General features: G+C 70.2%; 26 protein-coding genes. 14 read left to right on the top strand and 12 right to left on the bottom strand.

Going from position 1 to position 24934, the window contains the following annotated elements; all coding sequences use genetic code 11:
• The first annotated feature begins 183 nt into the window (after positions 1 to 183).
• Complete coding sequence (locus ACZ6Z4_RS02360; RefSeq protein WP_465557292.1) at positions 184 to 2916, top strand: ATP-binding protein; 2733 nt, start codon at positions 184 to 186, stop codon at positions 2914 to 2916.
• A gap of 18 nt (positions 2917 to 2934) precedes the next feature.
• On the opposite strand, the gene ACZ6Z4_RS02355 is transcribed toward ACZ6Z4_RS02360, so the two are convergent.
• From ACZ6Z4_RS02355 to ACZ6Z4_RS02335, 5 genes are all read right to left on the bottom strand, one after another.
• Positions 2935 to 3345: a PH domain-containing protein gene (locus tag ACZ6Z4_RS02355; protein WP_465557290.1), complete on the bottom strand. Its 411-nt coding sequence runs from the start codon at positions 3343 to 3345 to the stop codon at positions 2935 to 2937.
• 153 nt (positions 3346 to 3498) lie between these two features.
• Positions 3499 to 4290 carry an SAM-dependent methyltransferase gene (locus tag ACZ6Z4_RS02350; RefSeq protein WP_465557288.1) on the bottom strand — a complete coding sequence of 264 codons (792 nt, stop codon included), beginning with the start codon at positions 4288 to 4290 and terminating at the stop codon, positions 3499 to 3501.
• A gap of 183 nt (positions 4291 to 4473) precedes the next feature.
• Entirely contained in the window at positions 4474 to 4983 is a 510-nt protein-coding gene (locus ACZ6Z4_RS02345; protein ID WP_465557286.1) for a hypothetical protein, read from the bottom strand.
• An 85-nt stretch (positions 4984 to 5068) separates the two neighbouring features.
• Positions 5069 to 7297: an ATP-binding protein gene (locus ACZ6Z4_RS02340; RefSeq protein ID WP_465557284.1), complete on the bottom strand. Its 2229-nt coding sequence runs from the start codon at positions 7295 to 7297 to the stop codon at positions 5069 to 5071.
• A gap of 94 nt (positions 7298 to 7391) precedes the next feature.
• The gene (locus ACZ6Z4_RS02335; protein WP_465557282.1) at positions 7392 to 8375 is read right to left on the bottom strand and encodes an alpha/beta hydrolase; all 984 of its coding nucleotides are present in this window, start codon (positions 8373 to 8375) and stop codon (positions 7392 to 7394) included.
• Positions 8376 to 8586: 211 nt separating this feature from the next.
• Here ACZ6Z4_RS02335 and ACZ6Z4_RS02330 point away from each other — a divergent pair, with 211 nt between their 5' ends.
• Positions 8587 to 9090: a DinB family protein gene (locus ACZ6Z4_RS02330; protein WP_465557280.1), complete on the top strand. Its 504-nt coding sequence runs from the start codon at positions 8587 to 8589 to the stop codon at positions 9088 to 9090.
• Here ACZ6Z4_RS02330 and ACZ6Z4_RS02325 read toward each other — a convergent pair.
• Complete coding sequence (locus ACZ6Z4_RS02325; protein ID WP_363667627.1) at positions 9087 to 9485, bottom strand: VOC family protein; 399 nt, start codon at positions 9483 to 9485, stop codon at positions 9087 to 9089. The genes ACZ6Z4_RS02330 and ACZ6Z4_RS02325 overlap by 4 nt on opposite strands.
• Positions 9486 to 9958: 473 nt before the next feature.
• Between ACZ6Z4_RS02325 and ACZ6Z4_RS02320 the strand changes: the two genes are divergently transcribed.
• From ACZ6Z4_RS02320 to ACZ6Z4_RS02305, 4 genes are all read left to right on the top strand, one after another.
• On the top strand, positions 9959 to 11053 hold the full coding sequence (locus ACZ6Z4_RS02320; RefSeq protein WP_465557277.1) for a HesA/MoeB/ThiF family protein: 1095 nt from the start codon (positions 9959 to 9961) through the stop codon (positions 11051 to 11053).
• The gene (locus ACZ6Z4_RS02315; RefSeq protein ID WP_465557275.1) at positions 11050 to 12303 is read left to right on the top strand and encodes a PqqD family protein; all 1254 of its coding nucleotides are present in this window, start codon (positions 11050 to 11052) and stop codon (positions 12301 to 12303) included. Before ACZ6Z4_RS02320 ends, ACZ6Z4_RS02315 begins: the two co-directional genes overlap by 4 nt.
• A complete protein-coding gene (locus ACZ6Z4_RS02310) occupies positions 12300 to 12872 on the top strand; it encodes a DUF3105 domain-containing protein (protein ID WP_465557273.1) in 573 nt (190 codons plus the stop codon). Before ACZ6Z4_RS02315 ends, ACZ6Z4_RS02310 begins: the two co-directional genes overlap by 4 nt.
• Before the next feature lie 66 nt (positions 12873 to 12938).
• Complete coding sequence (locus ACZ6Z4_RS02305; RefSeq protein ID WP_465557271.1) at positions 12939 to 13325, top strand: hypothetical protein; 387 nt, start codon at positions 12939 to 12941, stop codon at positions 13323 to 13325.
• 17 nt (positions 13326 to 13342) lie between these two features.
• On the opposite strand, the gene ACZ6Z4_RS02300 is transcribed toward ACZ6Z4_RS02305, so the two are convergent.
• The 3 genes from ACZ6Z4_RS02300 to ACZ6Z4_RS02290 are packed head-to-tail and all read right to left on the bottom strand — an operon-like array spanning position 13343 to position 15283.
• On the bottom strand, positions 13343 to 13756 hold the full coding sequence (locus tag ACZ6Z4_RS02300) for a VOC family protein (protein ID WP_465557269.1): 414 nt from the start codon (positions 13754 to 13756) through the stop codon (positions 13343 to 13345).
• 11 nt (positions 13757 to 13767) lie between these two features.
• Positions 13768 to 14442, bottom strand: a complete 675-nt coding sequence (locus ACZ6Z4_RS02295) for an SDR family oxidoreductase (protein ID WP_465557267.1) — start codon at positions 14440 to 14442, stop codon at positions 13768 to 13770.
• Between the two features lies 1 nt (position 14443).
• Complete coding sequence (locus ACZ6Z4_RS02290) at positions 14444 to 15283, bottom strand: DUF427 domain-containing protein (RefSeq protein ID WP_465557265.1); 840 nt, start codon at positions 15281 to 15283, stop codon at positions 14444 to 14446.
• A 55-nt stretch (positions 15284 to 15338) separates the two neighbouring features.
• Between ACZ6Z4_RS02290 and ACZ6Z4_RS02285 the strand changes: the two genes are divergently transcribed.
• The 4 genes from ACZ6Z4_RS02285 to ACZ6Z4_RS02270 are packed head-to-tail and all read left to right on the top strand — an operon-like array spanning position 15339 to position 18904.
• Positions 15339 to 15923, top strand: a complete 585-nt coding sequence (locus tag ACZ6Z4_RS02285) for a CGNR zinc finger domain-containing protein (protein ID WP_465557263.1) — start codon at positions 15339 to 15341, stop codon at positions 15921 to 15923.
• Positions 15920 to 16759, top strand: coding sequence for a pyridoxamine 5'-phosphate oxidase family protein (locus ACZ6Z4_RS02280; RefSeq protein ID WP_465557261.1), 840 nt, complete (start codon positions 15920 to 15922; stop codon positions 16757 to 16759). Before ACZ6Z4_RS02285 ends, ACZ6Z4_RS02280 begins: the two co-directional genes overlap by 4 nt.
• On the top strand, positions 16759 to 18387 hold the full coding sequence (locus ACZ6Z4_RS02275) for an MOSC domain-containing protein (protein WP_465557259.1): 1629 nt from the start codon (positions 16759 to 16761) through the stop codon (positions 18385 to 18387). The genes ACZ6Z4_RS02280 and ACZ6Z4_RS02275 overlap by 1 nt, the downstream gene beginning before the upstream one ends.
• A 7-nt stretch (positions 18388 to 18394) precedes the next feature.
• Positions 18395 to 18904 carry a tetratricopeptide repeat protein gene (locus ACZ6Z4_RS02270; RefSeq protein WP_465560575.1) on the top strand — a complete coding sequence of 170 codons (510 nt, stop codon included), beginning with the start codon at positions 18395 to 18397 and terminating at the stop codon, positions 18902 to 18904.
• Here the strand turns inward: ACZ6Z4_RS02270 and ACZ6Z4_RS02265 are convergent, their stop codons facing one another.
• The 3 genes from ACZ6Z4_RS02265 to ACZ6Z4_RS02255 form a co-directional block, all read right to left on the bottom strand.
• Positions 18905 to 19360 carry a rhodanese-like domain-containing protein gene (locus tag ACZ6Z4_RS02265; protein WP_465557257.1) on the bottom strand — a complete coding sequence of 152 codons (456 nt, stop codon included), beginning with the start codon at positions 19358 to 19360 and terminating at the stop codon, positions 18905 to 18907.
• Positions 19361 to 19438: 78 nt separating this feature from the next.
• Positions 19439 to 21334, bottom strand: a complete 1896-nt coding sequence (nhaA, locus tag ACZ6Z4_RS02260; RefSeq protein ID WP_465557255.1) for a Na+/H+ antiporter NhaA — start codon at positions 21332 to 21334, stop codon at positions 19439 to 19441.
• 1 nt (position 21335) lies between these two features.
• Positions 21336 to 21941: a TetR/AcrR family transcriptional regulator gene (locus ACZ6Z4_RS02255; RefSeq protein ID WP_465557253.1), complete on the bottom strand. Its 606-nt coding sequence runs from the start codon at positions 21939 to 21941 to the stop codon at positions 21336 to 21338.
• A 55-nt stretch (positions 21942 to 21996) separates the two neighbouring features.
• Between ACZ6Z4_RS02255 and ACZ6Z4_RS02250 the strand changes: the two genes are divergently transcribed.
• From ACZ6Z4_RS02250 to ACZ6Z4_RS02235, 4 genes are all read left to right on the top strand, one after another.
• Positions 21997 to 22308 carry a hypothetical protein gene (locus ACZ6Z4_RS02250; protein WP_465557252.1) on the top strand — a complete coding sequence of 104 codons (312 nt, stop codon included), beginning with the start codon at positions 21997 to 21999 and terminating at the stop codon, positions 22306 to 22308.
• A 105-nt stretch (positions 22309 to 22413) separates the two neighbouring features.
• A complete protein-coding gene (locus ACZ6Z4_RS02245) occupies positions 22414 to 22884 on the top strand; it encodes a nuclear transport factor 2 family protein (RefSeq protein ID WP_465557251.1) in 471 nt (156 codons plus the stop codon).
• 120 nt (positions 22885 to 23004) lie between these two features.
• Positions 23005 to 23709, top strand: coding sequence for a GAF and ANTAR domain-containing protein (locus tag ACZ6Z4_RS02240; protein ID WP_465557250.1), 705 nt, complete (start codon positions 23005 to 23007; stop codon positions 23707 to 23709).
• Positions 23710 to 23785: 76 nt separating this feature from the next.
• On the top strand, positions 23786 to 24928 hold the full coding sequence (locus ACZ6Z4_RS02235; protein WP_465557248.1) for an ROK family transcriptional regulator: 1143 nt from the start codon (positions 23786 to 23788) through the stop codon (positions 24926 to 24928).
• The last annotated feature ends 6 nt before the right edge of the window (positions 24929 to 24934 follow it).

Here is a 24934-nt window from a genome sequence, read left to right as displayed (position 1 = left end):
AGAACGAGGAGTCGTGGATCAGCGCAGCACTCGACCCGTCCGGGCGCGACACAGAAGGTCGACGGCCCGCGACTCCCCGCAGGGGATCAGACGAAGAAGTAGTAGTGCATGCCGGAAACGGTAGCCGAAGCAACCGCCCGAGCGCTGCTGATTTTTCGCCGCCGACCGGCGTACTCTCGGACGATGACGCCCAGTCGATCGCCCGCCGGGCTGATCGGGCGCCGGGACGAGTGCCGAGCCCTCGACGCCCTGCTGGAGGGCGCGAAGGCCGGGCAGAGCGCCGCGCTCGTCGTCCGCGGCGAGGCCGGGATCGGCAAGTCCGAGCTGCTCCGGTACGTCGCCGAGCGCACGCCCGAGGACCGTCTGGTCCGAGCGGCCGGCGTCCAGTCCGAGATGGAGCTCTCGTACGCCGGACTGCATCAGCTCTGCAGCGCGCTGCTCGGTGGTCTGGACCACCTGCCCGGCCCGCAACGCGACGCGCTCGCGACGGCGTTCGGCCTGCGCGAGGGCCCGGCACCCGACCGTTTCCTGGTCGGCCTCGCCGTGCTCAGCCTGCTGGCCGATGCCGGAGGCAACCAACCGCTGGTCTGCCTGGTCGACGACGCGCAGTGGCTCGACCGCGCGTCGGCCCTGACGCTCGCGTTCGTCGCGCGCCGGTTGCTCGCCGAGTCCGTCGTGCTGATGTTCGCCGTCCGCGAGCCGACGCCCGACGAGACGCTCGCCGGGCTGCCCTCGTTGCTCGTCGAAGGGTTGCGCGACCGGGACGCGCGGACGCTGCTCGACTCGGCCGTCTCCGGGCCGCTCGACCAGCGGGTGCGCGACCGGATCGTCGCGGAGTCGCGCGGCAACCCGCTCGCGCTGCTCGAGCTGCCGCGCGAGTGGTCCGCGGCCGAGCTGGCGGGCGGCTTCGGGGAGCCGGATGCGCGGCCGGTGCCGAGCCAGCTCGAGCGGGAGTTCCTGCGGCGCGTCGCGGCGTACCCGGAGCAGACGCGGCGGTTGATGCTCACGGCCGCGGCCGAGCCTGCGGGCGACGTACGGGTTCTGCGTCGGGCTGCTGCGCGGTTGGGGATCGATGTCGAGGCCGCCGCGGCGGATGCCGCGGAGCTGCTGACGCTGGGGACGCGGGTGCATTTTCGGCATCCGCTCGTCCGGTCGGCGGTCTACCGCGCGGCGTCGCAGGCCGAGCGGCAGCAGGCACATCGGGCGCTCGCGGAGTCGCTCGACGCCGCGAGCGATCCGGATCGGCGGGCTTGGCATCGCGCGCAGGCTGCGGGCGGGGCCGACGAAGAGGTCGCGACGGAGCTGGAGCGGTCGGCGGAGCGGGCGCAGGCTCGCGGCGGGATCGCTGCGGTCGCGGCGTTCCTCGAGCGGGCGGCGGAACTGACCGACGAGCCGGTACGGCGTTCGCAGCGGTCGGTCGAGGCGGCGCAGGCGAAGTTCCGGGCGGGGGCCTTCGAGCCGGCGGCGTCGCTGTTGACGGCGGCCGCGGCTGGGCAGCCTGACGACTTCACGCGGGCGCGGATCGACGTACTGCGGGCCGGGATCGCGTTCACGCAGGGCCGCGGCAAGGAGGCGCCGGCGCTGCTGCTCGGTGCTGCGCGGCGGTTGGAACCGCTGGATGTCGGGGTGTCGCGGGAGGTGTACCTGGAGGCGGTCGCGGCGGTGATCTTCGCCGGGCATCTCGCCCGAAATCCTGACTGGCGGGAGATGGGCTCGGCGGCCCGCGAGGCGCCGGCCGCCGAGCAGCCGCGGGCAACCGACGAGCTGCTGGACGCGCTCGGCGTACGGCTTGCGGACGGGTACGCCGAGTCGGTGCCGATGATCGAGCGCGTCCTCACAAGGTTCTCCGGCGACGACGTACCGGTCCAGGAGTCCCTGCGCTGGCTCCTCCTCGCCGGCGTGATCGCCGCGGACCTCTGGGACCTCGACCGCTGGCACCAGGTCGCCGCCCGCCACGTCGCGATCATCCGCGAGGCCGGCGCCCTCAGCGAGCTCCCGCTCGCCCTCGACTCCTCCGCCGTCACCCACGTCTTCGCCGGCGAACTCACCACCGCGGCCGCGGTGATCGAGGAGGTCCGCGAGATCAGTACGGCGATCGGCAGCAACCAACCACCCTTCGGCGCGCTCGCCCTGGCCGCCGTACGAGGCCAGGAACGCGAAGCCCGCGCGATCATCGACGCCACCATCCTCGAAGCCGCCCCCCACGGCCAGGGCCTCGGCGTCACCGTCGCCCACTACCACGACGCCGTCCTCTGCAACGGCCTCGCCCGCTACGACGAAGCAATCACCGCGGCGCAGTCAGCCGCCATCCATCCCGAGGAATTCGGCGCGCCCCGCTGGGCCCTCGCCGAACTCGTCGAAGCGGCCGTCCGTACTGGCGCTCACGACCTGGCTTCAGACGCGCTGACCCAACTGTCGACCGCAACCGCCGCGTGCCAGACCAACTGGTCCCTCGGCATCCAGGCGCGCTCCCAGGCGCTGCTCGCGGACGACCCAGAACCGTTCTACCGCGAGGCAATCGACCGCCTCTCGCAGACGCGAGTCCGTGTGCATCTGGCCCGGACGCATCTCCTGTACGGCGAATGGCTCGCCCGGCAACCGCGTCGCGTCGATGCGCGGGAGCATCTGACCACGGCGCACGAAATGCTGACGACCTTCGGCGCCGATGCGTACGCCGACCGAGCCCGCAGAGCGCTGCACGCGACCGGCACGAAGCTCCGCCCACGCGGTGCGAGCCCGACGAGCGCGCTGACCTCGCAGGAGTCCCAGATCGCCCACTTGGCGTCGACCGGGCTCACCAATGCGGAGATCGGCGCGAGGTTGTTCCTCAGTCCGCATACGGTGGACTGGCATCTGCGGAAGATCTTCAGCAAGCTCGGGATCACTTCGCGCCGGGAGATCCCGACGCCGGCGTAGGTGCCCGAAGGCTCGCACTCAGCGCATTCGCCGCCAGCGCTCCAGATCCTCGATCACTTGTTCATTTCGTCTGGCGACGGGCGCGATGACGATCCCGAACTCCGCGAAGGCGACGATCGGCGTCCACACAATCCTTCCGGATCCACTGGCCCAGCGGACTGCAGGGAGCGCAGTGATTTCGCGGATCGTCGACCGCTGGATCGTCCGGCTGCGGAACAGGCCTCGGACGGTGAGAGCCTCAGCGTCGCACCGGACGGCGAGCCGGTAGCCGCGCACCATGACGACGACTCCGAGGATCGCGACGACGGCGGCACTGACGTGATGCCTGCCATCGGTCGTGTCGAACCACCAGCAGAGGCCGACTCCGGTCATGGTGCCACCTGGCAGGAGGTTGGCGATGCGCGTGAGCAGCAGCGGTCGCAATTCCACAGCAGCATGCTGCCAGTCGGAGCACTGCGCGGCGATCAGTCGGTGGTTCCACCCGCAGGTCGCCGGCGGCGCTCGGTGGGCACCTGGGTAGGCGCCCCAAAAAAGACTGTCGCCGCCGGAGGCGGTGTCCTTTGAGGCCAACCAACTGAAGGATCAGCGCAAGCGCGCGATGCCGCCGTACTCGATCCACTCCTGGGTGAGCTGCCGCGGGATGTCCTGGTCCGCCTCCGGGCGCCAGGTCGAGACCTCGACCAGCCCGGGCTCCAGGATGTCCATGCCCTCGAACCAAGCCGCGACGTCCTTCTCCTCGCGGACGCGGCCCCAGTGGCCTTGGGTGACCTGGTCCATGATCTTGGTGACCGAGTCGCGGATCTTGGCGTCCTCGCTGACCAGCTGGCACATCACCAGGTAGCTGCCGGGGACCAGGCGCTCGGCCGTACGGCGTACGACGGCCATCGGGCCGTCGGTGTCGCTGTCCGGGATGCAGTGGAAGACCGAGTTGAACAGGACCGCGACCGGCTCCTTGAAGTCGATCAGGCGGAGCGTGTCGGGGTGGGTGAAGATCGTCTCGGTGTCGCGCATGTCGGCCTGGATGACCGTGGTGCGCTCGTCCTCGACGAGCAGCGCGCGGCCGTGCGCGAGCACGACCGGGTCGTTGTCGACGTAGACGACCTCGGCCGCCGCGTCGACCTTCTGGGCGACGTGGTGGACGTTGTTCTGCGTCGGCAGGCCGGAGCCGATGTCGAGGAACTGCCGGATGCCGTGCTCCTCGGCCAGCACCCGGACGGCGCGCTGCAGGAACTGCCGGTTGTTCACAGCCAGGGCACGGGTGCTGGGGACGACCTTGTCCAGCTCCTCGACAGCCGCGCGGTCAGCCGCGAAGTTGTCCTTGCCGCCGAGGTAGAAGTCGTACATCCGGGCCGCTGTCGGAATGGACTCGTTCACCGTGGACTGTGACTCAGGCTGCATGGACCTTCCCCAAATTCGGAGCTGCGCGGAACGAACCGCCGGCCGACGACACCTTACTAGTTCCCGGTCACTAGCGGTATCAGCAGGCCACGCCAAGTGACAGCTCCGCCGTACGCCGGCCTCGGCGATCAAGGCCGGCGTCGGACGATCAGCAGAGACTCAGCAGGGCGTGATGCCGCTGTAGCTGTAGCCGTGCCAGTAGTCCTCGATGGCCCAGGCGCCGGCGGTGCGGGTCTCGCCGTCGCCGGTGTTCCAGTGGAAGGTGGCGACGGTGTGGCCGGTCTGGTTGTTGACCCAGGAGAAGAAGTCGGTCTCGAAGGGGTAGAACCGGCAGTTGTAGAACGTGTACTTGTTCCCGTTGAAGTTGCCGCGGTCGTAGACGCAGAAGTTCCCGTACGGGCAGGTCTGCCAGTCTCCCGCGGCCTTCTCCTGTCCGGGGTACGGGATCGTGGTGTCGCCGCCGCCGTCGGCCCAGACGACCTTGTTCGGGGCGACCTGCTCGCCACCACGAACGGCGAGCTCGGCGTCGACCGCGCGCTGCAGCTCCTGCTGCTGCGCGGTGGTGAGCTGCTGGTACGACGAAGCGCCGGCCGGCAGCGCCTGAGCCGTCAACGGGAGCGTGACGACAAGAGCGGCGACGATCGCCACCGCGCGAGAACGAAGGGACATCTGGGACCTCTCGGATCAGGGGCGGATCTTCGGGACCCCGAACCTAATCGAACCCGGGTTCACCATTTAGTTGTAGACAGCAACATCATTCCTTGCCCAGGGCCCGCAGTTCGGTCAGCCAGCTGGCGATCTGGGCCCGCGACCGGAAACCCAGCTTGTCGAGGATGTGCACGACGTGCGACTCGGCGGTCCGCCGGCTGATCACCAGCTTCAGCGCGATGTCCTTGTTGGAGAGGCCATCGGCAACCAGTACGGCGACCTCCTGCTCGCGAGCGCTCAGCGGACCGTACGACGGCGCGGCCGCGCGGGGCTTGCTGACCCGACCGAGCGCGTACGCGATCGCGGCGTCGAAGTCGGTCGCCGCCGCGGTGCCCCGGTCGAAGGCGGCGCGGTAGCGATCGGCCCCCAATGCCTCGCCGGAGTCACGCTCACAGCTGTCGTGCGCGTCCGACATCGCCAGCGAGCCGAGCATCGCCCGCCCACCACCCATCGGCCACAGCCTGTCGGCGACGCCGAGCAGCTCGGCCGCGCGCTCGTGCCGTCCCTGCGCCGCCGTCGTCCAGCAGAGCAGTTCCAGCCACGTCACCGCGCCGAGTACGTCGTGGAAGGTCTGCGCCAGCCGCACCGCCTCGACCAGGTGCGCGGCCGCGTCGTCGTATCGGCCGAGCATCCACTCGCTGAGCGCGCAGGCGAACAGCAGCGCGCTGCGCGCGTACAGCTCGCCGCTGTCGTCGCAGAGCTCCAGCCCGCGGGTCGCGATCGCCAGGCCCTCGTCGGGGTGGCCGAGCCAGATCTCGGTCTGGGCCAGCGCGGAGTGCAGCTGCCGGACGAAGCTGCTCGAAGGGTCGAGCGCGTGCAGCTGGGCGAGCGCGGTCCGGAACAGCGGCAGCGACTTCTCGACCTCGCCGCTGAGGAAGTAGTACGAGCCGAGCAGGAAGACGGTGTGCGCCGCGATGTCCTGGTCGCCGTGCGCGTCGGCCCACTCCTCGGCCTCGCGCGCGTACGCGTAGGTGCTCGACGCGTACCCCAGCAGACTCAGCGCGTACGACGTGATGCCGAGCGCCGCCGCCCGGTCGCGCGACGGCCCGGGGTTCAGCTCGAGCGCCTGCTCGAGCCACTGCCGGCCCTCGGCGGAGCGGCCACCGAAGAGCCACCAGAAGTGCAACGCGACGGCGAGCCGGAGCCCGGCCTGGTGCTCCCCCGGCGTCCTGAGGCTGAACTCCAGCGCCGAGCGGAGGTTGGCGTGCTCCAGCCGCGCCCAGTCCTGCGCCTCGACCTGCCGTACGCCGTGCCGCCAGCCCTCGCCCCACGCCTCGCTCAGCTGCAGGTAGTGATCCCGATGCGCACGCCGTACGACGTCCGGATCGCGGAGCTTCTCCAGCCCGTACTGCCGGATCGTCTCCAGCAGGTGGAACCGCGTCGCGCTCTCGGACTGCACGATCGACTGGTCGACGAGCTTGGCCAGCAGTTCGAGTACGTCGGGCCGGTCGCAGACCGCCTCGGCCGCGACGAGATCGAAGCCGCCGCTGAACACCGACAGCCTGGCCCACAGCTCCTGCGACGCCGGACAGCACAGGTCGTAGCTCCAGGCAACAGTTGCCGCGAGCGTCTGTTGCCGTGTCGCCGCGGTTGTGCGGCCGCGGCTGAGGACCGCGAACCGGTCGTCCAGCCGGGCCAGCAGCTCGTCGAGCGAGAGCACGCGCAACCAGGCCGCCGCCAGCTCGATCGCCAGCGGAATGCCGTCGAGCTGCGCGCACAGCTCGGCGACCGCGGACCGGTTGCCCTCATCAACGGTGAAGCCCACCGCGGCGGCCCGATCAGCGAAGAGCTGCACAGAGTCCGATGCCACCGGCAACGGCGGTACGACGTACAGGTGCTCGCCGTCGACGCCGAGCACGTGCCGACTCGTCGCGAGCACCCGGATCCCCGGCGCACCCCGGAGCAGCACGTCGATCAGCTCGGCGCACGCCTGCGCGAGATGCTCGCAGTTGTCGAGCACGAGCAGCAGCGAACGATCCCGGAGGAACTCGAGCAGCGCAGCGACCGGGTCCTCCGCATCCCGCAGCCCGAGCGCCGCGCTCACCGCCCGCCCGACCAGAGCCGGGTCCTCGACGGAGGCCAGCTCGACGAACCAGACCCCGTCGGGGAACGTACGCCGTACCGACGCCGCCAGGCGCAGCGCGAGACGCGTTTTGCCGACCCCGCCCGCGCCGGTCAGCGTGAGGAGCCGCCCAGTCGCGAGCAGGGCACGGCTGTCGGCGAGCTCACGCCGGCGTCCGACGAAGCTGGTCACCTCGGCCGGCAACGGACCCATCGACCACCTCTACCGCGGGAGGAAGGTTTCAGGGCGAAGATAGGCCACGGGCTGACGGCGCCGCTACAGTCATTCGACGGTGCCGTCGCGGTTGCTACGCCTCCAGGTAGTGCCTCAGGTCCGCCGCGGCGTGCCGGAACTCGGCACGCGTGGACGGCAGGTCGCGGATCGGGTTGAGCAGCGCCATGTCGTGGATCTGCCCGACGTACATCACCGAGACGACGTCGACGCCGGCCTCGTCGAGCTTGTGCCCGTACGCCTGCCCCTCGTCGCGGAGCACGTCGTTGCCGGAGGTGTGGATGATCGCCGGGGGCAGCCCGCGGAGCTGGTCCGGACGCGCCTGCAGCGGAGCGGCGTACGGGTTGTGGCGGGTCGCCTCGTCGGGCGCGTAGACGTCCCAGCCGAACTTCATGAACGCCTGCGGCAGGAAGCGGCCCTCGGCGTACTCGCGGTAGGAATCGGTGTCGAGCCGCGCGTCGGTCGCCGGGTAGAGCAGCAGCTGGACCTTGATCTCCGGGCCGTCGTGGTCGCGTGTGTAGAGCGTGAGCGCGGCGCTGAGATTGCCGCCGACGCTGTTCCCCGCGACCGCGAGCCGCGACGCGTCGAGCCCGGCCGCCGCACCGTCCTTCGCGATCCACTGCAACGCCGCGAAGCACTCCTCCAGCTGCCGCGGGAACACGGCGTCCGGGATCGGCGTGTACTCCACGAACACCACGGAGTACCCGGTCTCCACGACGAGATCCCGCGTCAGCCGCTGATGGTTGTTGAAGTCCCCCGCGATCCACACCCCACCGTGCAGAAACAGCACCACCGGCAGCTGACCCTCGACGCCCGCCGGCCGCTGGATGTAGAGCTTCACGCCCACCCCGTCGACCTCGACGTCCCGCTCCTCGACGTCCACCCCGCCCAGATCCACAGGCGCCGAGGCCTGCAACCCCGCCAACGTCCCCCGAACCTGCTCCCCCGGCAACAACCAGTACGGCGAGGAGTCCTTGTTCACCGCCGCCAGAAACTCCCGAACCCGCCGCTCGATCCGAAGATCCGTCGCCGCATCCGGCACCACGAACTTCTCGTCCATCCGACTCTCCTGCTCATGAGGGACTGATGCCGTCCGAGTCCAGCACCAGCCCTCACTCACCGGCATCCGTCAAAACACGGACTTCTCACCCGGACGATCGACGCCGCAGGCTGGCTGGAGAAGCAGCTCGACACCCGGCTGCCCAGCGCGGGCGGATTCCCGGCCGGAGAAAGCGTTTGATCCTCGGCGCGGTTCGCCGAAGACTACGGCGATGGACTGGAACGCCGAGATCCGCCGTCAGGTCGAGACCCACTGGACGACGCAGCTGCGCCCTCGCCTCGAGGGGCTGAGCGATCCGGAGTACTTCTGGGAGCCCGTCCCGGGCTCCTGGACCATCCGACCTGACGGCGACCGTTTCACCGCCGACTTCGCCGTGCCGCCGCCCGAGCCGGCGCCGGTGACGACCATCGCGTGGCGGCTCGGGCACCTGGTGGTGGTGCTGCGCGGGATGCGCGCGATGCCGCCGTTCGGTGGCGAGCCGGTCGACTTCGCCACCTTCCCGTACGCCGGTACGGCGGCTGAAGCGCTCGCGCAGCTGGACGCGGCGTACGGCGCGTGGATGGGCGACGTCGAGCGGCTCGGCGTCGACGGGCTGACCGCTGACACGGCGACCGAGGGCTGGCCGGTGGTCGCGATCGTGCTGCACGTCCAGCGCGAGCTGCTGCACCACGGCGCGGAGATCGCGCTGCTGCGCGACCTGTGCCGCGGGCGCTAGTCGCCCAGCTCTTCGAACAGGGTCAGCTGGATGCCGCCGGGGGTTTCCAGGCGCGCGTTGAGCGAGTTCCACGGGGTCAGTGTCGGCTCGGCGATCAGCGAGGCGCCGGCCTCGGTGAGGGTGCGCGTCGTACCGGCGGCGTCGGTGACCTGCAGGGCGAGCCGGAACTGGCCGGCGACGCGCTTGCCGACCTCGACGCGGTCGATGTACTCGGCGTGGTTCGGGTCGGTGATCTCCAGCGTCGCGCGGCCCGCGTCGAGGATGGTCACGCTGCCGTCCTCCGACGAGTAGGCCTCCTCGGTCGGCAGGCCCAGCACGTCGCGGTAGAAGGCGACCGTCTCGGCGTAGTCGGGGGCGGTGACGACCAGGCGCAGTTGCAGCACATTCTCGCTCATGCCGCGATTCTGGCCCCGGAAAGGGCGACCGGCGAGCGAAATTCCGTACCCGGGACCTTTGCGCGCGGCAAGCACCGGGGACACCGGTCCGTGACCGGCACCTCCGGTGCGCGAACACCCCGGAAACCCCAGCCCGCAAAGGATTACCCGCAAGCAGGTATTTGAACGGTGACATTGATGCGTTCGCTTGACAACGCTGCGTGAAATCCGGGTCTTGTGCGCACGCGAAAGCCGGTGCTGTCATGACGTCGGCAATCCGCCACTGCCAAAGGGAGGAAAGATCATGGAGAAGAAGACCGAGAAGCCCGAACCGCGCAAGATCATGGTCCGCAAGCTCGAGAAGCTCGAGACCACCGCGATGATCATCTCGGACCCGGGCTGCCGCAACGAGCTCTGCGGCTAGTTCAGCAAGCACCGGGGCGCGGGCTCATCACCCGCCCCCCGGTGCGCCCGGTCCTGGGGAGGGGGCACGCGTGCAACGACCGAAGATCAAGGGGATCCACAAGCCGGTCCGGCTGACGCCGTCGCTGGTGAACATCGGCGGCCGGCAGGTCGGCATCGGGGCCGAGATCGACGACGAGGACGGCGCCCTGTGGACGCTGCTCGGGCTGATGGACGGCACCCGGGAGCGCGCCGGGATCGTCGCCGAGCTGGTCGAGCGCACCGCGCTGACCGCCGACGAGGCCGCGGACATGCTGGAGACGATCATCGCCGCCGGGTACGTCGAGGACGCGGCCGCGCCGCCGCCGGACGACCTGAGCCCGGACGAGCTGGACCGCTACGACCGCGCCTTCAACTACTACGCCTGGGTCGACCTCACCCCGCGTCCCTCCCGGTACGCCGTCCAGGCACAGCTGAAGCGCAGCCGGGTCGTCGTACTGGGCCTCGGTGGTACGGGATCCGCCGTCGCGTCGTCACTCGTAGCGGCCGGGGTCGGATCCGTGCACTGCGTCGACTTCGACGTCGTCGAGGCCGGGAACCTCACCCGCCAGCTGCTCTACACCGAGGACGACCTCGGCCGGCCCAAGGTCGCGACCGCGGTCCGCCGGCTCGGCGCGATCAACTCCCACGTCCGCGTCACCGGCGAGGAGACCCGCGTCGAGAGCACCGACCACGTCGCCCGTCTGATGCGCGACCGCGACCTGCTGGTGCTCTGCGCCGACCAGCCGATGGACAAGATCCGCGACTGGACCAACGAAGCCGCGCTGCGCAGCAACACCCCCTGGATGATCGCCCAGTACGCCGGTCCGATGGCCGTCGTCGGGCTGTTCGTCCCCGGTCAGACCTGCTGCCAGGCGTGCCTGCCGAGTGTGCGCGACCGGCTCGTCGATCAGCACGGGTTCGAGCCGGAGGAGCTGTTCCCGTTCCGGGGGCACGCGGTGATCGCGCCGACCGCGAACCTGACCGGGCACCTCGCGGCGCTCGACGCGATCTACCACCTGGGCGGGATCCCGCCGAGCACGCTCGGGAAGATGTTCCACCTGAGCCTGACCGACCTGACCTACCACTACGCCGTCCGGCCGACGCCCGGCGAGAAGTGCGGGACCTGCGGCTGGGTCGGCGAATGAGCGAGGACGTGACGACCCGCACCGCCGACGCCCTGGACGCCCGGCCCAGCGAGAGTCCGGCCGGCGGGCTCACCGCCGACAGCCGGCTGGCCGTCGACCACCTGGTCGTCCGGCGCGAGGACGAGGACGAGTACGTTGTCGGCGATCCCGCGACCGGCACCTTCGTCGTCGTACCGGAGATCGGCGCCCGGCTCGTCGAGCTGCTCGGCCAGGGCCGGACCGTCGCCGAGGCCGGCGCCGACCTCGAACGCGAGACCGGCGAGCAGATCGACGCGCTCGACTTCGCCGAGGTGCTGCTCGACGCGGGGATCATCACCACCGATCCGCGGCCCGCCGCGCGGCACTGGTCGGCGTCGCGGATCCCGGCGTGGGTGGTCCGGCCGCTGTTCACGCCGCTCGCCTGGGTCCTGTACGCCGGGTGCCTGGTGACGGCGCTGCTGATGTTCGCCGTCGAGCCGTCGCTGCGGCCGACGTACGAGGACACGTTCATCTTCCCCGACATCGTGCTCAGCCTGCTGGTGACCAACCTGGTCGTCGTGGTGCTGACCATCGTGCACGAGATGTGGCACGCGTTCGCCGGGGCCGCTGTCGGCGTACGGTCGCGGCTGCGGGTCGAGCGGCGCGGGATCTTCCCGGTGCTGGAGACCGACCTGACCGGGCTGTGGGCGCTGCCGCCGGCCAAGCGGTACGGGCCGTTTCTCGCCGGGATGGCGATCGACAGCGTGATCCTGTTCGCCGCGGTCGCGCCGCGGTACGCGTGGTCGCGCGGCTGGATCGACCTACCGCCGGGGCTGATCCGGCTGCTCGCGATGGTCGTGCTGAGCCAGATCGCGAAGCTCGCGTTCCAGACGCTCGCGTACCTGCGCACCGACATGTACTTGGTGATGGCAACGGCCACGGGCTGCGGAAATCTGCACCAAGTCACGCGGCTGTCGCTGAAGAAGCTCGTCCGGCGGCTGAAGCCCGAGGAGCAAGTGATCCTGCGCGACGCGAGCCCGCGCGACCTGCGGGTGGCGCGCTGGTACCGGCTGCTCTACCTGACCGGCTTCACCTGGATGCTCTGGTTCGCCTGGCACTTCTTGTTGCCGAGCGCAAAGGTCACGTTCGGCTGGGCGTTCGGCGTACTGGTCGGTGCACCGATCGCGAGCCTGTACTGGTGGGAGGGTGTCGTGCTGCTGCTGTTCACCTCGGTCAACGTGTTCCTCCCGCTCTGGGTGGTCATCCGCAACCGGCGGCAGGCCGCGCGATGAAGACGCGGAAGTACGGCGTACTGGTCGGCATCATCGTCACCACGCTGTCGGTCCTGACCATGTCGAGCTTCGCCTTCGGCGTCCTGCTCGGCCAGTTCGGCGACAAACAGGCCCTGCCCTGCAACGAGATCCCCGGCACTCCGCAACCCTTCGAGGGCAACCGCCACATCGCCTACCAAGGCGCGCCGCACGAGCCGTACAAGACGCTGCCCCCGACGTCCGGCCCGCACTCCCCCCGCGTCGTCATCCCCGGCATCTACCGCAGCCCGATCACCCCCGAGCTCCAGGTCCACATCCTCGAGCACGGCCACGTCCTGCTCCAGTACGCCGACGACGTCTCGCCGGCCGACGTCGAACGCCTGGAGTCCATCGGCCGCCGCTACCCGCGCGACGTCGTCGTCGCGCCGTACCCGGAAATCGGCCACGGCATAGCCCTCACCGGCTGGCAACGCCTGCAACTCCTGCCCACCTTCGACGCCGACAAGATCGAGGCGTTCGCCACGAAGGTCCCGACCCGCTACAACCACCAGTGGCGCGACGGAGCCACTGACTGCGTCACCGGGAACTGAAAGCGAACTGAAAGTGACCGCTGATTGCCTGTCGCTCGATCACAACTCGAGGGAAAGGCAACGATCATGAAGAACCGTCTCCTCAAGACCGTCGGTGCGCTCGCACTCGTCACGGGCGCAGCCGCGGCGACCGCCGCACCCGCCGGCGCCAGTGCCAGCGGCTGCAACGGGCACGCGTGCGTGGGCGTCACCGGCTCCGGGCTGTACGTCGACCAGGCGTACGTCAAGGGCAACCAGTGGGGAGCGCTCAACTTCTACGGGCACTACCGAATCTGGGGCCCCGGCTTCAGCTACAACACCGCCGAGAAGCAGCAGAGCTGGACCTACGTCTACAGCTACACGATCCGGCGCAACCTGCCGAACAACAGCAAGGTCTGCGCGGAGGCCTGGGTCCGGAACGCCGACGGCAGCCACACCTCGAAGGGCCTGCCCTGCGTCACGATCCACTCGTGACCCCTCGCCCGGTCCGGCTACGGCCGGACCGGGCGCCACGGCAGGTGCTGCAGCGTCCAGGTGTTGCCGTCGGGGTCGGCGAAGTAGGCGAACTGGACGCCTCGGACGTCCTCGACCGGTTCGACTTCGATGCCGTTGGCAAGGAGGCGGTTGCGTTCGGCGTCGATGTCGGCGACGACGAGGTGCAGGCCGCGCAGCGAGCCGGGTTCCATGTCGAGCTTCGGGAAGCCGGTGGAGAGTTTGATCGACACTGACGAGCCGGGTGGGGTGAGTTGGACGACCCGTACGCCGGGGGCCGGCTCGACGTCGACGTCGAGGGTGAAGCCGACCTGGTCGGCGTAGAAGGCCTTCGAGCGGTCGAGGTCGCGGACTGGGATGGGGACGAGTTCGAACTGGAGGTTGCCGGGGGTGACCGGCGGATCGGTGGGCATGTCGGGGCTCCTTAGACGAGGGCTTCGCCGCCGTCGACCGGGACGGTGTGGCCGGTGACGAAGGTGTTGGTGAGGGTGAAGAGGACCGCCGCCGCCACGTCCGACGCGGTGCCGATGCGGTGGGCGGGGTTGGTGGTGGCGCGGTCGGCGAAGAGGGCGGCTTTCTTGTCGGGGCCCAGGGCGTCGTAGGCGCCGGTGTCGATGGTGCCTGGGGAGATGGCGTTGACGCGGATCGGCGCCAGTTCGACGGCGAGGGAGCGGACGACGGTGTCGACCGCCGCGTTCGTCGCGCCGACGGCGAGCATGCCGGGCATCGGCTTGCGGGCGGACTGGCCGGAGAAGAAGACGAAGGAGCCGTCCGACGGCATCAGCGGGGCGAAGTGTTTGGCGAGCAGGATCGGGCCGGTGACCTTGGTGGCGAAGGAGAGGGCGATCGTGTCCGGCTGCAGGTCGGCCAGGGCTCCGCGGGCTCGGGCGGAGGCGGTGGAGACGACGTGGTCGACCTTGCCGAGGGAGGCCGCGAGGGCTGCGATGGAGGACTCGTCGGTGAGATCTACCGGGTACTTTTCTGAAGTCCGTCCGGCAAGGATCACGTTGGCGCCGGCACCCACCAGAATTTCCACAGTTGCCGCGGCGATGCCGCTCGGGCGGCCGATCACCAGGACTGTGCGGTCGTGCAGGGTCATCTCAGTGCTTCCCGTCGGTGATGTCGCGGTCGACGCCGTGCGGGCGGACCTGCTGGCCGGGCTCCAGGTGCAGCTGTACGCCGTCCAGGTACACGTCGGCCTTGTCGGGTTCGAAGGAGACCAGGTCGCGGACGCGGCCGACCTCGTCGTACGCGTCGCGGTAGGACCAGGCCGCGCGCTCGGCGCCGGCGATGTCGTAGTAGTCGGCCATGCCCTTGTACGGGCAGAACGTCTGGCCCTCGACCGCGGTCAGCGCGCCGTCGACGATGTCCTCGCGCGGGACGTACCAGCGCGGGGCGAAGCCTGATTCGTACAGGACGACCGGGCGGGTCGTCTCTGCGACGACGCGATCGCCGACCCGTACAAGAAGGTGCCGCGACGTGTTGCGGATGTCGATGCGGTGGTACTGGTCGGCCGCGTGGCCGAGGATCCGCTCGTCCTCCTCGTAGAACGCGTCCATCGCACGCCACGCGAACGCGACCCGGCCGGCCAGTTCGTCGGCGTACTTCGGGAGGTCGACGTGCTGCCACGCCGCGCGGTCGGTGCTGCCGACGGTGTACCAGGTCGTCGCGCCGAGATCGCGGTGCTGGGTCTGGCGCGGAGCCTCGGTGAGGACCTCGGCGCGGACGTCGGCGAGCGGGAAGTACGCGACCGGGTAGCGGCCGGGCTCGTGCAGCAGGATCACGTCCTCGCTGTCGGCGATCCACTCGCCGGCGTACTGGACGCGCATCCGGCGGCGCAGGCGTTCGGCGTACAGGAGTCGTTCGGGCAGCGGTTCGGGGGTGAGGAAGCGGCCGACCGGGCCGGCGCCGAGCGGGCCTTGTTGCCAGGACAGTCCCATGAGAAGTTCCTTCCTAATGTTGAAATCTGGGATTAAGTATTAGTACGATGCTGCCATGAGCACAAGGCCTAATGTCAACGAGCTGCTGGACGAAGGCTTCGCGATGGGCGGTGAGCGACTGGTCGCGCTGGATCTGGCGGACACCGAGATGCTGGTGCCGAATCCGTCGATCGATCTGCTGGAGCCCGCGGGGCAGCGGGAGAAGTGGTGGGCGCTGCAGGCCGGGCGGCTGCCCGAGGGGCCGATCCCTGATGTCGCTTCGACGCGGAGGATCCGGTCGGCGGTGCGGGAGGTGCTCGATGCGCACCTGGCCGGGCGACGACCGGAGGCGACGGCGGTCGAGGATCTGAACGCGGCGTCGGCCTCCGCGCCGCAAAGCGTTCGACTCGATGACGGAGAGCTGCGAGTGCGCTACCACGTCGAGTACGGCGGGAACGCGAAGCTCGCGGCGATCGCGCGGGAGACGATCGAGCTGCTCGCGGACGCGGAGCAGCTCGCGCTGCTGCGGCGCTGCGCGAACCCGGAGTGCTCGATGCTGTTCCTCGCCGAGCACAAGCGCCGGCAGTGGTGCGTGGGCTCGATCTGCGGCAACCGCACCCGCGTCGCCCGGCACTACGAGAAGACGCGGAAGCAGTCATGAGCGTCCACGAGGACACCGTCCGGCGTACGGCCGGTTTCCACGAAGGCGAGCTCGCGGTCCAGCGTCGCGCCGGCGTCGAGTACGACGCCTCGCGCCTCGAAGGCATGCTGCGTCCCCCGCTGCTCGACGGCGGCGCGGCCAAGTTCCTCGCCCAGCGCGAGTTCGCCGTGATCACCGCCCGCGACCCCGACGGCCGGCTCTGGACTTCCCCGCTGCACGGACCGGCGGGCTTCCTCGAAGCCGCCGGTACGACGCTCGCCGTGCACACCGCGCTGCCGCCGGGTGATCCGCTGCACCTGCTGCCCGCCGACCAGCCGGCGGGCCTGATCGTGATCGAGTTCGCGATCCGCCGCCGCTTCCGTGTGAACGGGACGTTGATCGTCAGCCGGCCGGACCTGCTCGCGATCAGCGCCGACCAGGCGTACGGCAACTGCCCGCAGTACATCCACCCCAGGCCGTTGCCCCCAGCAACGGAGCGCCAGGTGACCGAGATGACCAACGGCCTGCTCGGCCAGGACCTGATCGAGCGCTCCGACACCTTCTTCCTCGGCACCACTCACCCCGAGCGCGGCGCCGACACCTCGCACAAGGGCGGCACCGTGCACCTCGACGGTGACACCGTGTGGTGGGCCGACCAGCCGGGCAACAACATGTTCAACAGCCTCGGCAACCTCGCCACCGACCCGACCGCGGCGCTGCTCTTCGTGGATTTCGCGACCGGGGACTCGCTTCACCTGTCCGGGCGGGCGACCATCGACTGGGATGCTCCGACCGAGACCGGCCGGGCCGTCCGTTTCACCCCGACCCGGTCGGTGCTGAGCTCAGGAGGATCGTGATGGCCACACTCGTCTCGCTGAACGTCGGGATGCCGAAGGACGTCGAGTGGGAGGGCCGCACGGTCCACACCGGGATCTGGAAGGCCCCGGTCGACGGCCCGCGGATGGTCCGGCGGCTGAACGTCGACGGCGACGGGCAGGGCGATCTGGGCGGGCACGGCGGCGAGATCCGGGCGGTGATGGTCTACCAGCTCGACTCGTACCGGCACTGGGAGAAGCATTTCGGCCGCGAGCTCGAGTACGGCGTGTTCGGCGAGAACTTCACCGTCGACGGGCTGCCCGACGCCGAGGTCTGCATCGGCGACCGGTACCGGATCGGGACGGCTGAGTTCGAGGTCACCCAGCCGCGGGTGACCTGCTACCGGGTCGGCATGCGGACGGGCGAGCCGGAGCTGCCGTCGCTGCTGGTCAGCCACCGGCGGCCGGGGTTCTACCTGCGGGTGATCACCGAGGGGATGGTCGAGGCGGGCGACGAGATCGTTCGGACGCGGGTCGGGCCGGAGCAGCTGTCGGTCGCCGAGGTCGACGGGCTGCTCTACCTGCCGAACCGCGACGAGGAGAAGCTGCGCGCGACGCTGCGAGTGCCGGCGCTGAGTCCGGGATGGGTGGGGTCGTTCCGGGAGCTGTTGGAGAAGACGGTTGAGGCGCCACAGGTTGGATGGACCGGGTTCAAGCCGCTGACCGTCGAGCGCGTCGTGCGGGAGAGCCCGACGGTCGTGTCGGTGCATCTGACGGGCGACCAGCTGCCGTCGTACCGGGCCGGGCAGTACTTGACCGTACGGGTGCCAGGACCAGCTGTGCGGAGCTACTCGTTGTCGACGGCACCGGGCGGTACGGCGTACCGGATCAGCGTGAAGCGGGACGGGGTGGCCAGCCGCTACATCCACGAGCAGCTGAAGGCTGGGATGACGCTCGACGTCGCGGCGCCGCGCGGCGAGTTCGTGCTGGAGGACGAGGTCGGGCCGGTGCTGCTGGTGTCGGGCGGGATCGGGATCACGCCGGTGCTCGCGATGCTGCACACGCTCGCGGCCTCGCCGCACACCCGGCCGGTCTGGTGGATCCACATCACGCGCGATCCGGCGTTCGGCGAGGAGGTGGACGAGCTGCTCGACGCGCTGCCGGAGATGCACCGGTTCGTCTACACCCACGGACGGCCGACGCCCGACGAGCTGCGGGCGCTCGGCGTACCGAAGGATGCGACGGCGTACATCTGCGGGCCGACGGCGTTCATGGACGACCTGCGTGGGCTGCTCACCGAGGCGGGTCTCACGCGGATCCACACCGAGCTGTTCGGGACGCTGCCGCCGATCAACCCGGGACTGGTCGGGCAGACCGTCGTACCGCCGCACGTTCCGGCGGGTGAGCCGGGGACCGGGCCGCTGGTGACGTTCGCGCGGAGCGGGTTGTCGGTGCCGTGGTCGGATCAGCACGGGTCGCTGCTGGAGCTGGCAGAGGCGTGCGACGTACCGGCGCGCTGGTCGTGCCGGACCGGTGTCTGCCACACGTGCGTGACCGATCTGGTCGCGGGCGAGGTCTCGTACGAGCCGCAACCGCTGGAGCCGGCCGGGCCCGGTCAGGTGCTGCCGTGCTGCGCGCGCCCGGCCGACGATGTGGTGATCGATCTGTAGGGGCATGATGGTTGCCGTGAGTGAAGAGCTGACGCCGGAGCTGGCGGCCACCATCGAGGAAGCGTTCGCACGACGGAGCCGGGCCAACATGGCGCCGACGATCGCGTTCTTCGAGGATCTGCTGCGCGAGCACCCCGGCAACCCGTACGTCCTGTACGAGGTCGGCGGCTCCTACGACACCGACGGCCAGGAGGAGAAGGCGCTCGTCTACTACGAGCGAGCCCTTCCCGGCCTCACCGGCGACACCCGGCGCCGCTGCCTGCTCCAGTACGGCAGCACCCTGCGCAACCTGGCCCGGTACGACGAGTCGCTGGACGTCTTCACCAAGGCCTGCCAGGAGTTCCCGGAGTCCGACTCCCTCCGCGTCTTCAAGGCCCTCACCCTGCATGCCTCCGGCCGCAAGGACAAGGCCCTCGCCTCTCTGCTGCTGGTGATCGCCGACCGCGTCGACACCGCCGAGATCAAGCGCTACGAGGCGTCGATCCGCGGCAACGCGGACTACCTCGCCTCGCACTGATCAACAGGCGCAGGCGACTCCGCGTGGTGCGACCAGCGGGTCGACGGCTCGGCGGCTGGTCCCCTCGACGGTTTCCACCGGCAGGCCTTCGCGGGTCCAGTACTCGAAGCCGCCGAGCATCTCCTTGACCGGGTGCCCGAGGCGGGCGAACTCGAGCGCGGCTCGGGTCGCGCCGTTGCAGCCCGGGCCCCAGCAGTAGGTGACGACGGGAAGCCCGGCCGGTACGACGCTCGCCGCGCGCGCCTGAATCTCGCGGGTGGGCAGGTGGATCGCGCCGGGGACGTGGCCCTGGTCCCAGCTCTCCTGGCTGCGGGTGTCGATCAGCGCCCAGCCGCCGACCCCGGCGCCGATGTCGGTGGCGACGTCCGAGCAGTCGGTCTCGAAGGCCAGCCGGGCGGCGAAGTGGGCGACGGCGGTCTCGGACGGCGCCGGCGGGACCTGCAGGACTGCTGACATGGGGACTCTCCTCGGTCGGGGAGTCCCCAGCGTCGCCGAGGCGAGCCGGCGCGGAGAAGTGGCAGAAACGACCTTGTGCTACGAATTACTGCCACTGCGCGCCGCGACCATCGCCCGCGCCCGCGCCGTCTTGATCGCCTTGGTCAGCGTCTCGATGTCGTACGCGCCGTAGTGCCGCTGCCCGTTGATGAAGAACGTCGGCGTCCCGGACACCCCGCTCAGGTCCGCGGTCTCGACGTCGCGGGCCACCCGGCCGGCCGCGACGTGCCGCTTCACCTCGTCGTGGATCCGGTCGTCGTCCAGGCCGAGCTGATTCGCGTACCGCATCAAGTCGGTCGGCTGCAGCTTGTCCTGGTTCGCGAGCAGCAGGTCGTGCATCTCCCAGAACGCGCCCTGGGCCGCCGCCGCTTCCGACACCTCGGCGGCGATCTGCGCCCGCGGGTGCACGTCGGTCAGTGGCAGATGCCGCCACACGTAGCGCAGGTCGTCGTCCTTCAGCAGGTCCCGTACGACGGTCTCCGCCAGCCCGCAGTACGGGCACTCGAAGTCGCCGTACTCGACCAACGTCACCGAGGCGTTCGCCGGGCCGCGGACGTGGTCGTTGTCGGGGTCGACCTCGTCGACGAGGTCGATCAGCTGCTCGGCGTCACCGAGCAACGCGGCCGCCTTCTGCGGCGGCGACAGCAGCTTCGCCGCCCGGAACACCGCCCAGGTCACCGCCGACGCGATCACCAGTGTCGACAGCAGCCCGACCTTCGCCTCGGCCAGCGCGTCGCCCTCGAACGCCAACGTTGCGATCAGCAACGACACCGTGAACCCGATGCCGGCGATCGTCCCGCTGCCGAGCACGCCGACCCAGCCGACCAGCGGCTTCACCCGGCCCTTGGTGAACCTGTTCAGCGCCCACGAGCTGACCGTCACCGCGATCGGCTTGCCGAACGTGTAGCCGAGGATGATCCCGAGCGTGATCGGTGACGTGTAGGCCTGGGCCAGGAAGTCCGGGTGGATGCTGATCCCGGCGTTCGCCAGCCCGAACAACGGGACGATCAGGTAGCTCGTCCACGGGTGGTAGAAGTGCTGGAGCCGGTCGTTGGGCGACAGCGTCGAGGTCACCCCGAGCGTCGCGCTGCGCGCCAGCTCCGGCGTCGGCTGCTCGCGGAACAGCCGGAACAGCCCGCTCGCCTGCTCGAGGTCGTCACGGCCCGGCGAGTACGCCGGCGCGGTCAGCCCGATCGCGAGGCCGGCGACGACCGGGTCGACTCCGGAGGTGAGCAGCGCCGCCCAGGTCACGATGCCCAGGAACACGTAGAAGACAGGGTTCCGGACGCCGGCCAGCGACAGCGCGAAGATGATGCCGAAGGCCACAATTGCCGCCAGCAACGGCATCATCGCGATGTTCTCGCTGTAGACGATCGCGATCACCAGCAGCGCGATCAGGTCGTCGACCACGAACACGGTCAGCAGGAAGACCCGGACCCGGTCCGGGACGCCGCGACCGACCAGCGCCAGCAGACCGAGCGCCAGCGCGGTGTCGGTCGACATCGCGACGCCCCAGCCGTGCGAGCCCTCGCCGCCGGCGTTGAAGGCGACGAAGACCAGGATCGGCAGGATCATCCCCGCCACGCCCGCGACCACCGGCAGCACGAACCGGCTCCGCTCGCGCAGGTCGCCCAGGTCGAACTCACGCCGCGCCTCCAGCCCGACGACCAGGAAGAACAGCGTCATCAGCCCGCTGTTGATCCACTCGCGCAGGTCGAGGCTGAGCTCCTCCTGACCGAGTTTCAGCGAGAAGTCGGTGTGCCAGAAGCTCTCGTAGGTGTCCGGCATCAGGTTCGCCCAGAGCAGCGCGAGCACGATCGCCGCCGCGAGCACGCCGGAGCTGCCCGCCTCGGTCCGCAGGAACGAGCGCATCGGCGTCGCGATCCCCCGGGTCCACAACGACCGCCCCGACAGTCGCGAAGTCGGCTCGGACACTTCAGTCCCCCTGCCCGGTCGGCCGGCGTACGGCGTAGGACTCCACGAGGGTCAGCATCGCATCCAGCGCCGCCCGCAGCGGCTCAGGGTCGCGGTGCGTCTGCGTCAGCAGTACGCCGCCCTGCAGCGCGGCGAGCAGCGCCGTCGCCAGCCGCGCCGGATCGGCGTCCGGCCGCAGCTCGCCGCGGTCGCGCATCGCCTGCAGACCGTCGCGGAGCGCGACCTCCCAGCGGCCGAACCCGGCGGCCAGCTCGCGCCGCGTCACCGGGTCGCTCTCGTTGAGCTCACCGGCCAGCGACCCGAACACGCAGCCGCCGGCGCAGGACCGGTCGACCTGGAGCTGCACCTGGGCGTCGGCCCAGCGCCGGAGCGCGGCGAAGCTGTCCAGCGCGGTCGCCCGGACGACGACGTCGGCCTGCAGGCCGACCACCGCCTGGACCAGGCTGCGCTTGTCTCGGAAGTAGTGCGTCATCTGCGAGCCGCTCACCCCGGCCGCGGACCGGACGCTCTCGATGCTCGTCCCCGCGACGCCGTGCGCCGCGATCAGGCCGGCCGCCGTACGGACGATCCGCTGCTTGGTGGCCAGGCCCTTGCTGGTCAGGCTCATGGTTCGAAGCCTACTGGGATGCACAACCCAGAACGTGCGGTCTACGCTCGCCTCCATGACCTATGTCGCGCGGATCGTGGACGTGCCCGGCAGCGGGCTCCGGCTCGAGCCGGCCGAAGGATCGGTCGCTCCGGAGCTGCCGAACGACGTGAACCTGCTGGGAATGGCGGCCGCACTGGCGCTCGGCGCCGCGGGGTACCAGCACCACCCGGAGGTCCGGGACCCGGAGATGCAGACGCTCGAGGCGCTGCTCGCGGGTGAGGCCGTGATGCCGTGGCGGCACCCGCAGCCGTCGGCGGACGCCGTACTGGTGTGTGAGACCGGGCCCGGTGGGCCGCAGTGCCGGGTGGAGCAGCGGCCGGCCTGACGACTGACGCGATCGCGGGGAGATCTGCGCCACTGATGGTGGTTGAACCGCGAACGAGTTTGTATACAGTACTCCGGGGGTTGTCAGTCGATCCGAGGAGTTCCGATGAATGACCGTCCGCCGTTGCCGCCGTTCACCGCCGAGACCGCGGCCCAGAAGGTCCGCGCCGCCGAGAACGGCTGGAACAGCCGCAACGCCGAGGCCGTCTCGCTGGCCTACACCGAGGACACCTCCTGGCGGAACCGGGACACCTTCGTCACCGGCCGCGCCGAGGTGGTCGCGTTCCTGACCCAGAAGTGGGAGCGCGAGCTCGACTACCGGCTGATCAAGGAGCTGTGGGCGTACACCGGGAACCGGATCGCGGTGCGGTTCGTGTACGAGTGCCGCGACGCCGGCGGGCAGTGGTACCGGTCGCACGGCAACGAGAACTGGGAGTTCGACGAGCACGGGCTGATGCGGGTCCGCAAGGCCAGCATCAACGACCAGCGAATCGAGGAAACCGACCGGTTGTTCCACTGGGAGGCTCCCGGGCCGCGGCCCGACGACCACCCGGGGTTGACCGACCTCGGACTGTGAGCTCTACACACATTTGACGTAGGACCGGCTAACAGTTCTGCGGCCACAGCCTGCATGATGTGCACTGTGGAACACTCCAGCCTCGGGGTGCCCTGACGCTGACCCATGTCTGGAGCCCGGATGGCAGAGTTCGACTACGCCGCGATGACGTCGGCCGACGCGTTCGCCCAGCTCGCGATCGAGCTGCACGACGCGCCCGGGATCGAGGAGACGATCGACGCGGTGGTGCAGTTCGCGCTGCAGGCGCTGAACTGCACGTACGCCGGGGTGGCGCTGCACCGGCGCGGCTCCCGGCCGGAGATCGCCGCGGTCACCGACCCGGTCGTCGCCGAGGTCTACGAGCTGCAGATCGACGACGGCGACGGCCCGCTGGTCACCGCGCTCCGCGACCGCTCGAACGTGCTGATCCGCGACACCTCCACCGACACCCGCTGGCCGAAGTGGACCGCCCGCGTCGCCCAGCTCGGCGTCCGCTCGGTCCTCGACGTTCCGCTCACCACCGGCACCGGCAGCAGCGCGTCGGTCGGCGTACTCGGTCTCTACAGCCCGCAACCCGACGCCTTCGGCGCCGATGACGAGGCGATCGCCCACATCCTCGCCCGGCATGCCTCGGTCGCCGTCGCCACCGCCCGCCACGAGGAGACGATGGCCCAGGCCGTCGACGCCCGAAAACTCGTCGGCCAGGCGATGGGCATCCTGATGGAACGCTTCGACGTCGACGGCGACCGAGCCTTCGCCATCCTCAAGCGCTACTCCCAGGACACCAACACCAAACTCCGCGACGTAGCCCAACACCTGATCGACACCCGCAAACTGCCCCACTAGCCGGACGACGCGCCGGTCGCCGGGTACGGATTGCGTATTCTGCCGTGCAGATCGAGCTGTGGACGGGGGTGGGCTGGTGGCGGGTGGGTGGGAGCCGTTGGTGGGGCCGGCGCAGCGGGTCGGGTTGGAGATCTTGCTGGACGGGCCCTTGTCGCGGGCGGAGTTGTCGCGGCGGGTGGGGTTGTCGCCGGGGAGTTTGACGCGGATCACGAAGCCGATGCTGGAGTCGGGGTTGCTGGTCGAGGTGTCGGCGGGGCCGAGTGATCCGCGGGTGGGGCGGCCTTCGCAGCCGCTCGACGTGGTCGCGGCGGCGCATCACTTCGTCGGGATCAAGCTGACCGGGGATCACGCGGTCGGGGTGTTGACGACGCTCCGGGCCGAGGTGATCGCGACGGCCGAGCTGCCGCTTCTGGAGCACAGTCCGCAGGCGGTGGCGGCGACGGTGGCTGAGCTGACGAAGACGTTGGCGGCGTACCAGCCCGAGACAGAGCTGAGTGGGCTCGGGGTCTCGCTCGGTGGGCATGTGGTGAACAAGAGCCAGGTCCGCTCCAGTGCCTTCCTCGACTGGTACGACGTACCGCTCGGCGAACTGCTGGCCGCGCACACCGACGTCCCGGTGGTGGTAGCGAACGACCTGACCGCGCTGACCGAGGCGACGCACTGGTTCGGCGCGGGCCGGGGCGCGGAGCGGTTCTGCCTGATCACGATCGGCGCCGGGATCGGCTTCGGGCTGGTCGTGCACGACCGGATCGTCGACAGCCCGGACGCCAGCCTCGGCCTGATCGGCCACCAGCCGTTGCTCGCCGACGGTCTGCGCTGCGAGCGCGGTCACGTCGGCTGCGCCAGCACGATCCTGACCACCGACGCGATCATCAGCCAGGTCAGCGAGGCCCTCGGCCGCGACCTCTCGTACGACGAGTGCCTGGATCTCGCCGCGCAAGGCGACCCGACCGCGAAGCCGCTGATCGACCGCGCGGGCTGCGCCATGGGCCGCCTCGTAGCGGCCGCGGCGAACTTCACGCTCCCCGACCGGGTCGTCCTCGGCGGCGAGGGCGTGCGCCTGGTCGAGGTCGCGCACGACGCTCTCCTCGACGGCCTGCACTTCGACCGCCACCCGGAGGCGACCGATCCTCCGATCGTCCTGCTCGACGCGAGTTTCAACGAGTGGGCCCGCGGCGCTGCAGTGATCGCGATCCAGACCTTTGTCCTGGGCAGCTGACACCCC

This window comes from Kribbella sp. NPDC104740 (assembly GCF_055583505.1).
Note: the sequence above shows the minus strand (reverse complement) of the source record. Positions and strands in the feature narration are given on the sequence as shown.

Bases quoted from the DNA above. Each gene is read 5' to 3' on its own strand.
- ACZ6Z4_RS02285 (WP_465557263.1), top strand. From the start codon at position 15,339: ATGAGCACAAGGCCTAATGTCAACGAGCTGCTGGACGAAGGCTTCGCG.
- ACZ6Z4_RS02310 (WP_465557273.1), top strand. From the start codon at position 12,300: ATGAAGACGCGGAAGTACGGCGTACTGGTCGGCATCATCGTCACCACG.
- ACZ6Z4_RS02270 (WP_465560575.1), top strand. From the start codon at position 18,395: ATGGTTGCCGTGAGTGAAGAGCTGACGCCGGAGCTGGCGGCCACCATC.
- ACZ6Z4_RS02340 (WP_465557284.1), bottom strand. From the start codon at position 7,297: ATGGGTCCGTTGCCGGCCGAGGTGACCAGCTTCGTCGGACGCCGGCGT.
- ACZ6Z4_RS02330 (WP_465557280.1), top strand. From the start codon at position 8,587: ATGGACTGGAACGCCGAGATCCGCCGTCAGGTCGAGACCCACTGGACG.
- ACZ6Z4_RS02245 (WP_465557251.1), top strand. From the start codon at position 22,414: ATGAATGACCGTCCGCCGTTGCCGCCGTTCACCGCCGAGACCGCGGCC.
- ACZ6Z4_RS02300 (WP_465557269.1), bottom strand. From the start codon at position 13,756: ATGCCCACCGATCCGCCGGTCACCCCCGGCAACCTCCAGTTCGAACTC.
- ACZ6Z4_RS02295 (WP_465557267.1), bottom strand. From the start codon at position 14,442: ATGACCCTGCACGACCGCACAGTCCTGGTGATCGGCCGCCCGAGCGGC.
- ACZ6Z4_RS02250 (WP_465557252.1), top strand. From the start codon at position 21,997: ATGACCTATGTCGCGCGGATCGTGGACGTGCCCGGCAGCGGGCTCCGG.
- ACZ6Z4_RS02265 (WP_465557257.1), bottom strand. From the start codon at position 19,360: ATGTCAGCAGTCCTGCAGGTCCCGCCGGCGCCGTCCGAGACCGCCGTC.
- ACZ6Z4_RS02290 (WP_465557265.1), bottom strand. From the start codon at position 15,283: ATGGGACTGTCCTGGCAACAAGGCCCGCTCGGCGCCGGCCCGGTCGGC.
- ACZ6Z4_RS02240 (WP_465557250.1), top strand. From the start codon at position 23,005: ATGGCAGAGTTCGACTACGCCGCGATGACGTCGGCCGACGCGTTCGCC.
- ACZ6Z4_RS02360 (WP_465557292.1), top strand. From the start codon at position 184: ATGACGCCCAGTCGATCGCCCGCCGGGCTGATCGGGCGCCGGGACGAG.
- ACZ6Z4_RS02255 (WP_465557253.1), bottom strand. From the start codon at position 21,941: ATGAGCCTGACCAGCAAGGGCCTGGCCACCAAGCAGCGGATCGTCCGT.
- ACZ6Z4_RS02325 (WP_363667627.1), bottom strand. From the start codon at position 9,485: ATGAGCGAGAATGTGCTGCAACTGCGCCTGGTCGTCACCGCCCCCGAC.
- ACZ6Z4_RS02315 (WP_465557275.1), top strand. From the start codon at position 11,050: ATGAGCGAGGACGTGACGACCCGCACCGCCGACGCCCTGGACGCCCGG.
- ACZ6Z4_RS02335 (WP_465557282.1), bottom strand. From the start codon at position 8,375: ATGGACGAGAAGTTCGTGGTGCCGGATGCGGCGACGGATCTTCGGATC.
- ACZ6Z4_RS02305 (WP_465557271.1), top strand. From the start codon at position 12,939: ATGAAGAACCGTCTCCTCAAGACCGTCGGTGCGCTCGCACTCGTCACG.
- ACZ6Z4_RS02280 (WP_465557261.1), top strand. From the start codon at position 15,920: ATGAGCGTCCACGAGGACACCGTCCGGCGTACGGCCGGTTTCCACGAA.
- ACZ6Z4_RS02345 (WP_465557286.1), bottom strand. From the start codon at position 4,983: ATGTCCCTTCGTTCTCGCGCGGTGGCGATCGTCGCCGCTCTTGTCGTC.
- ACZ6Z4_RS02275 (WP_465557259.1), top strand. From the start codon at position 16,759: ATGGCCACACTCGTCTCGCTGAACGTCGGGATGCCGAAGGACGTCGAG.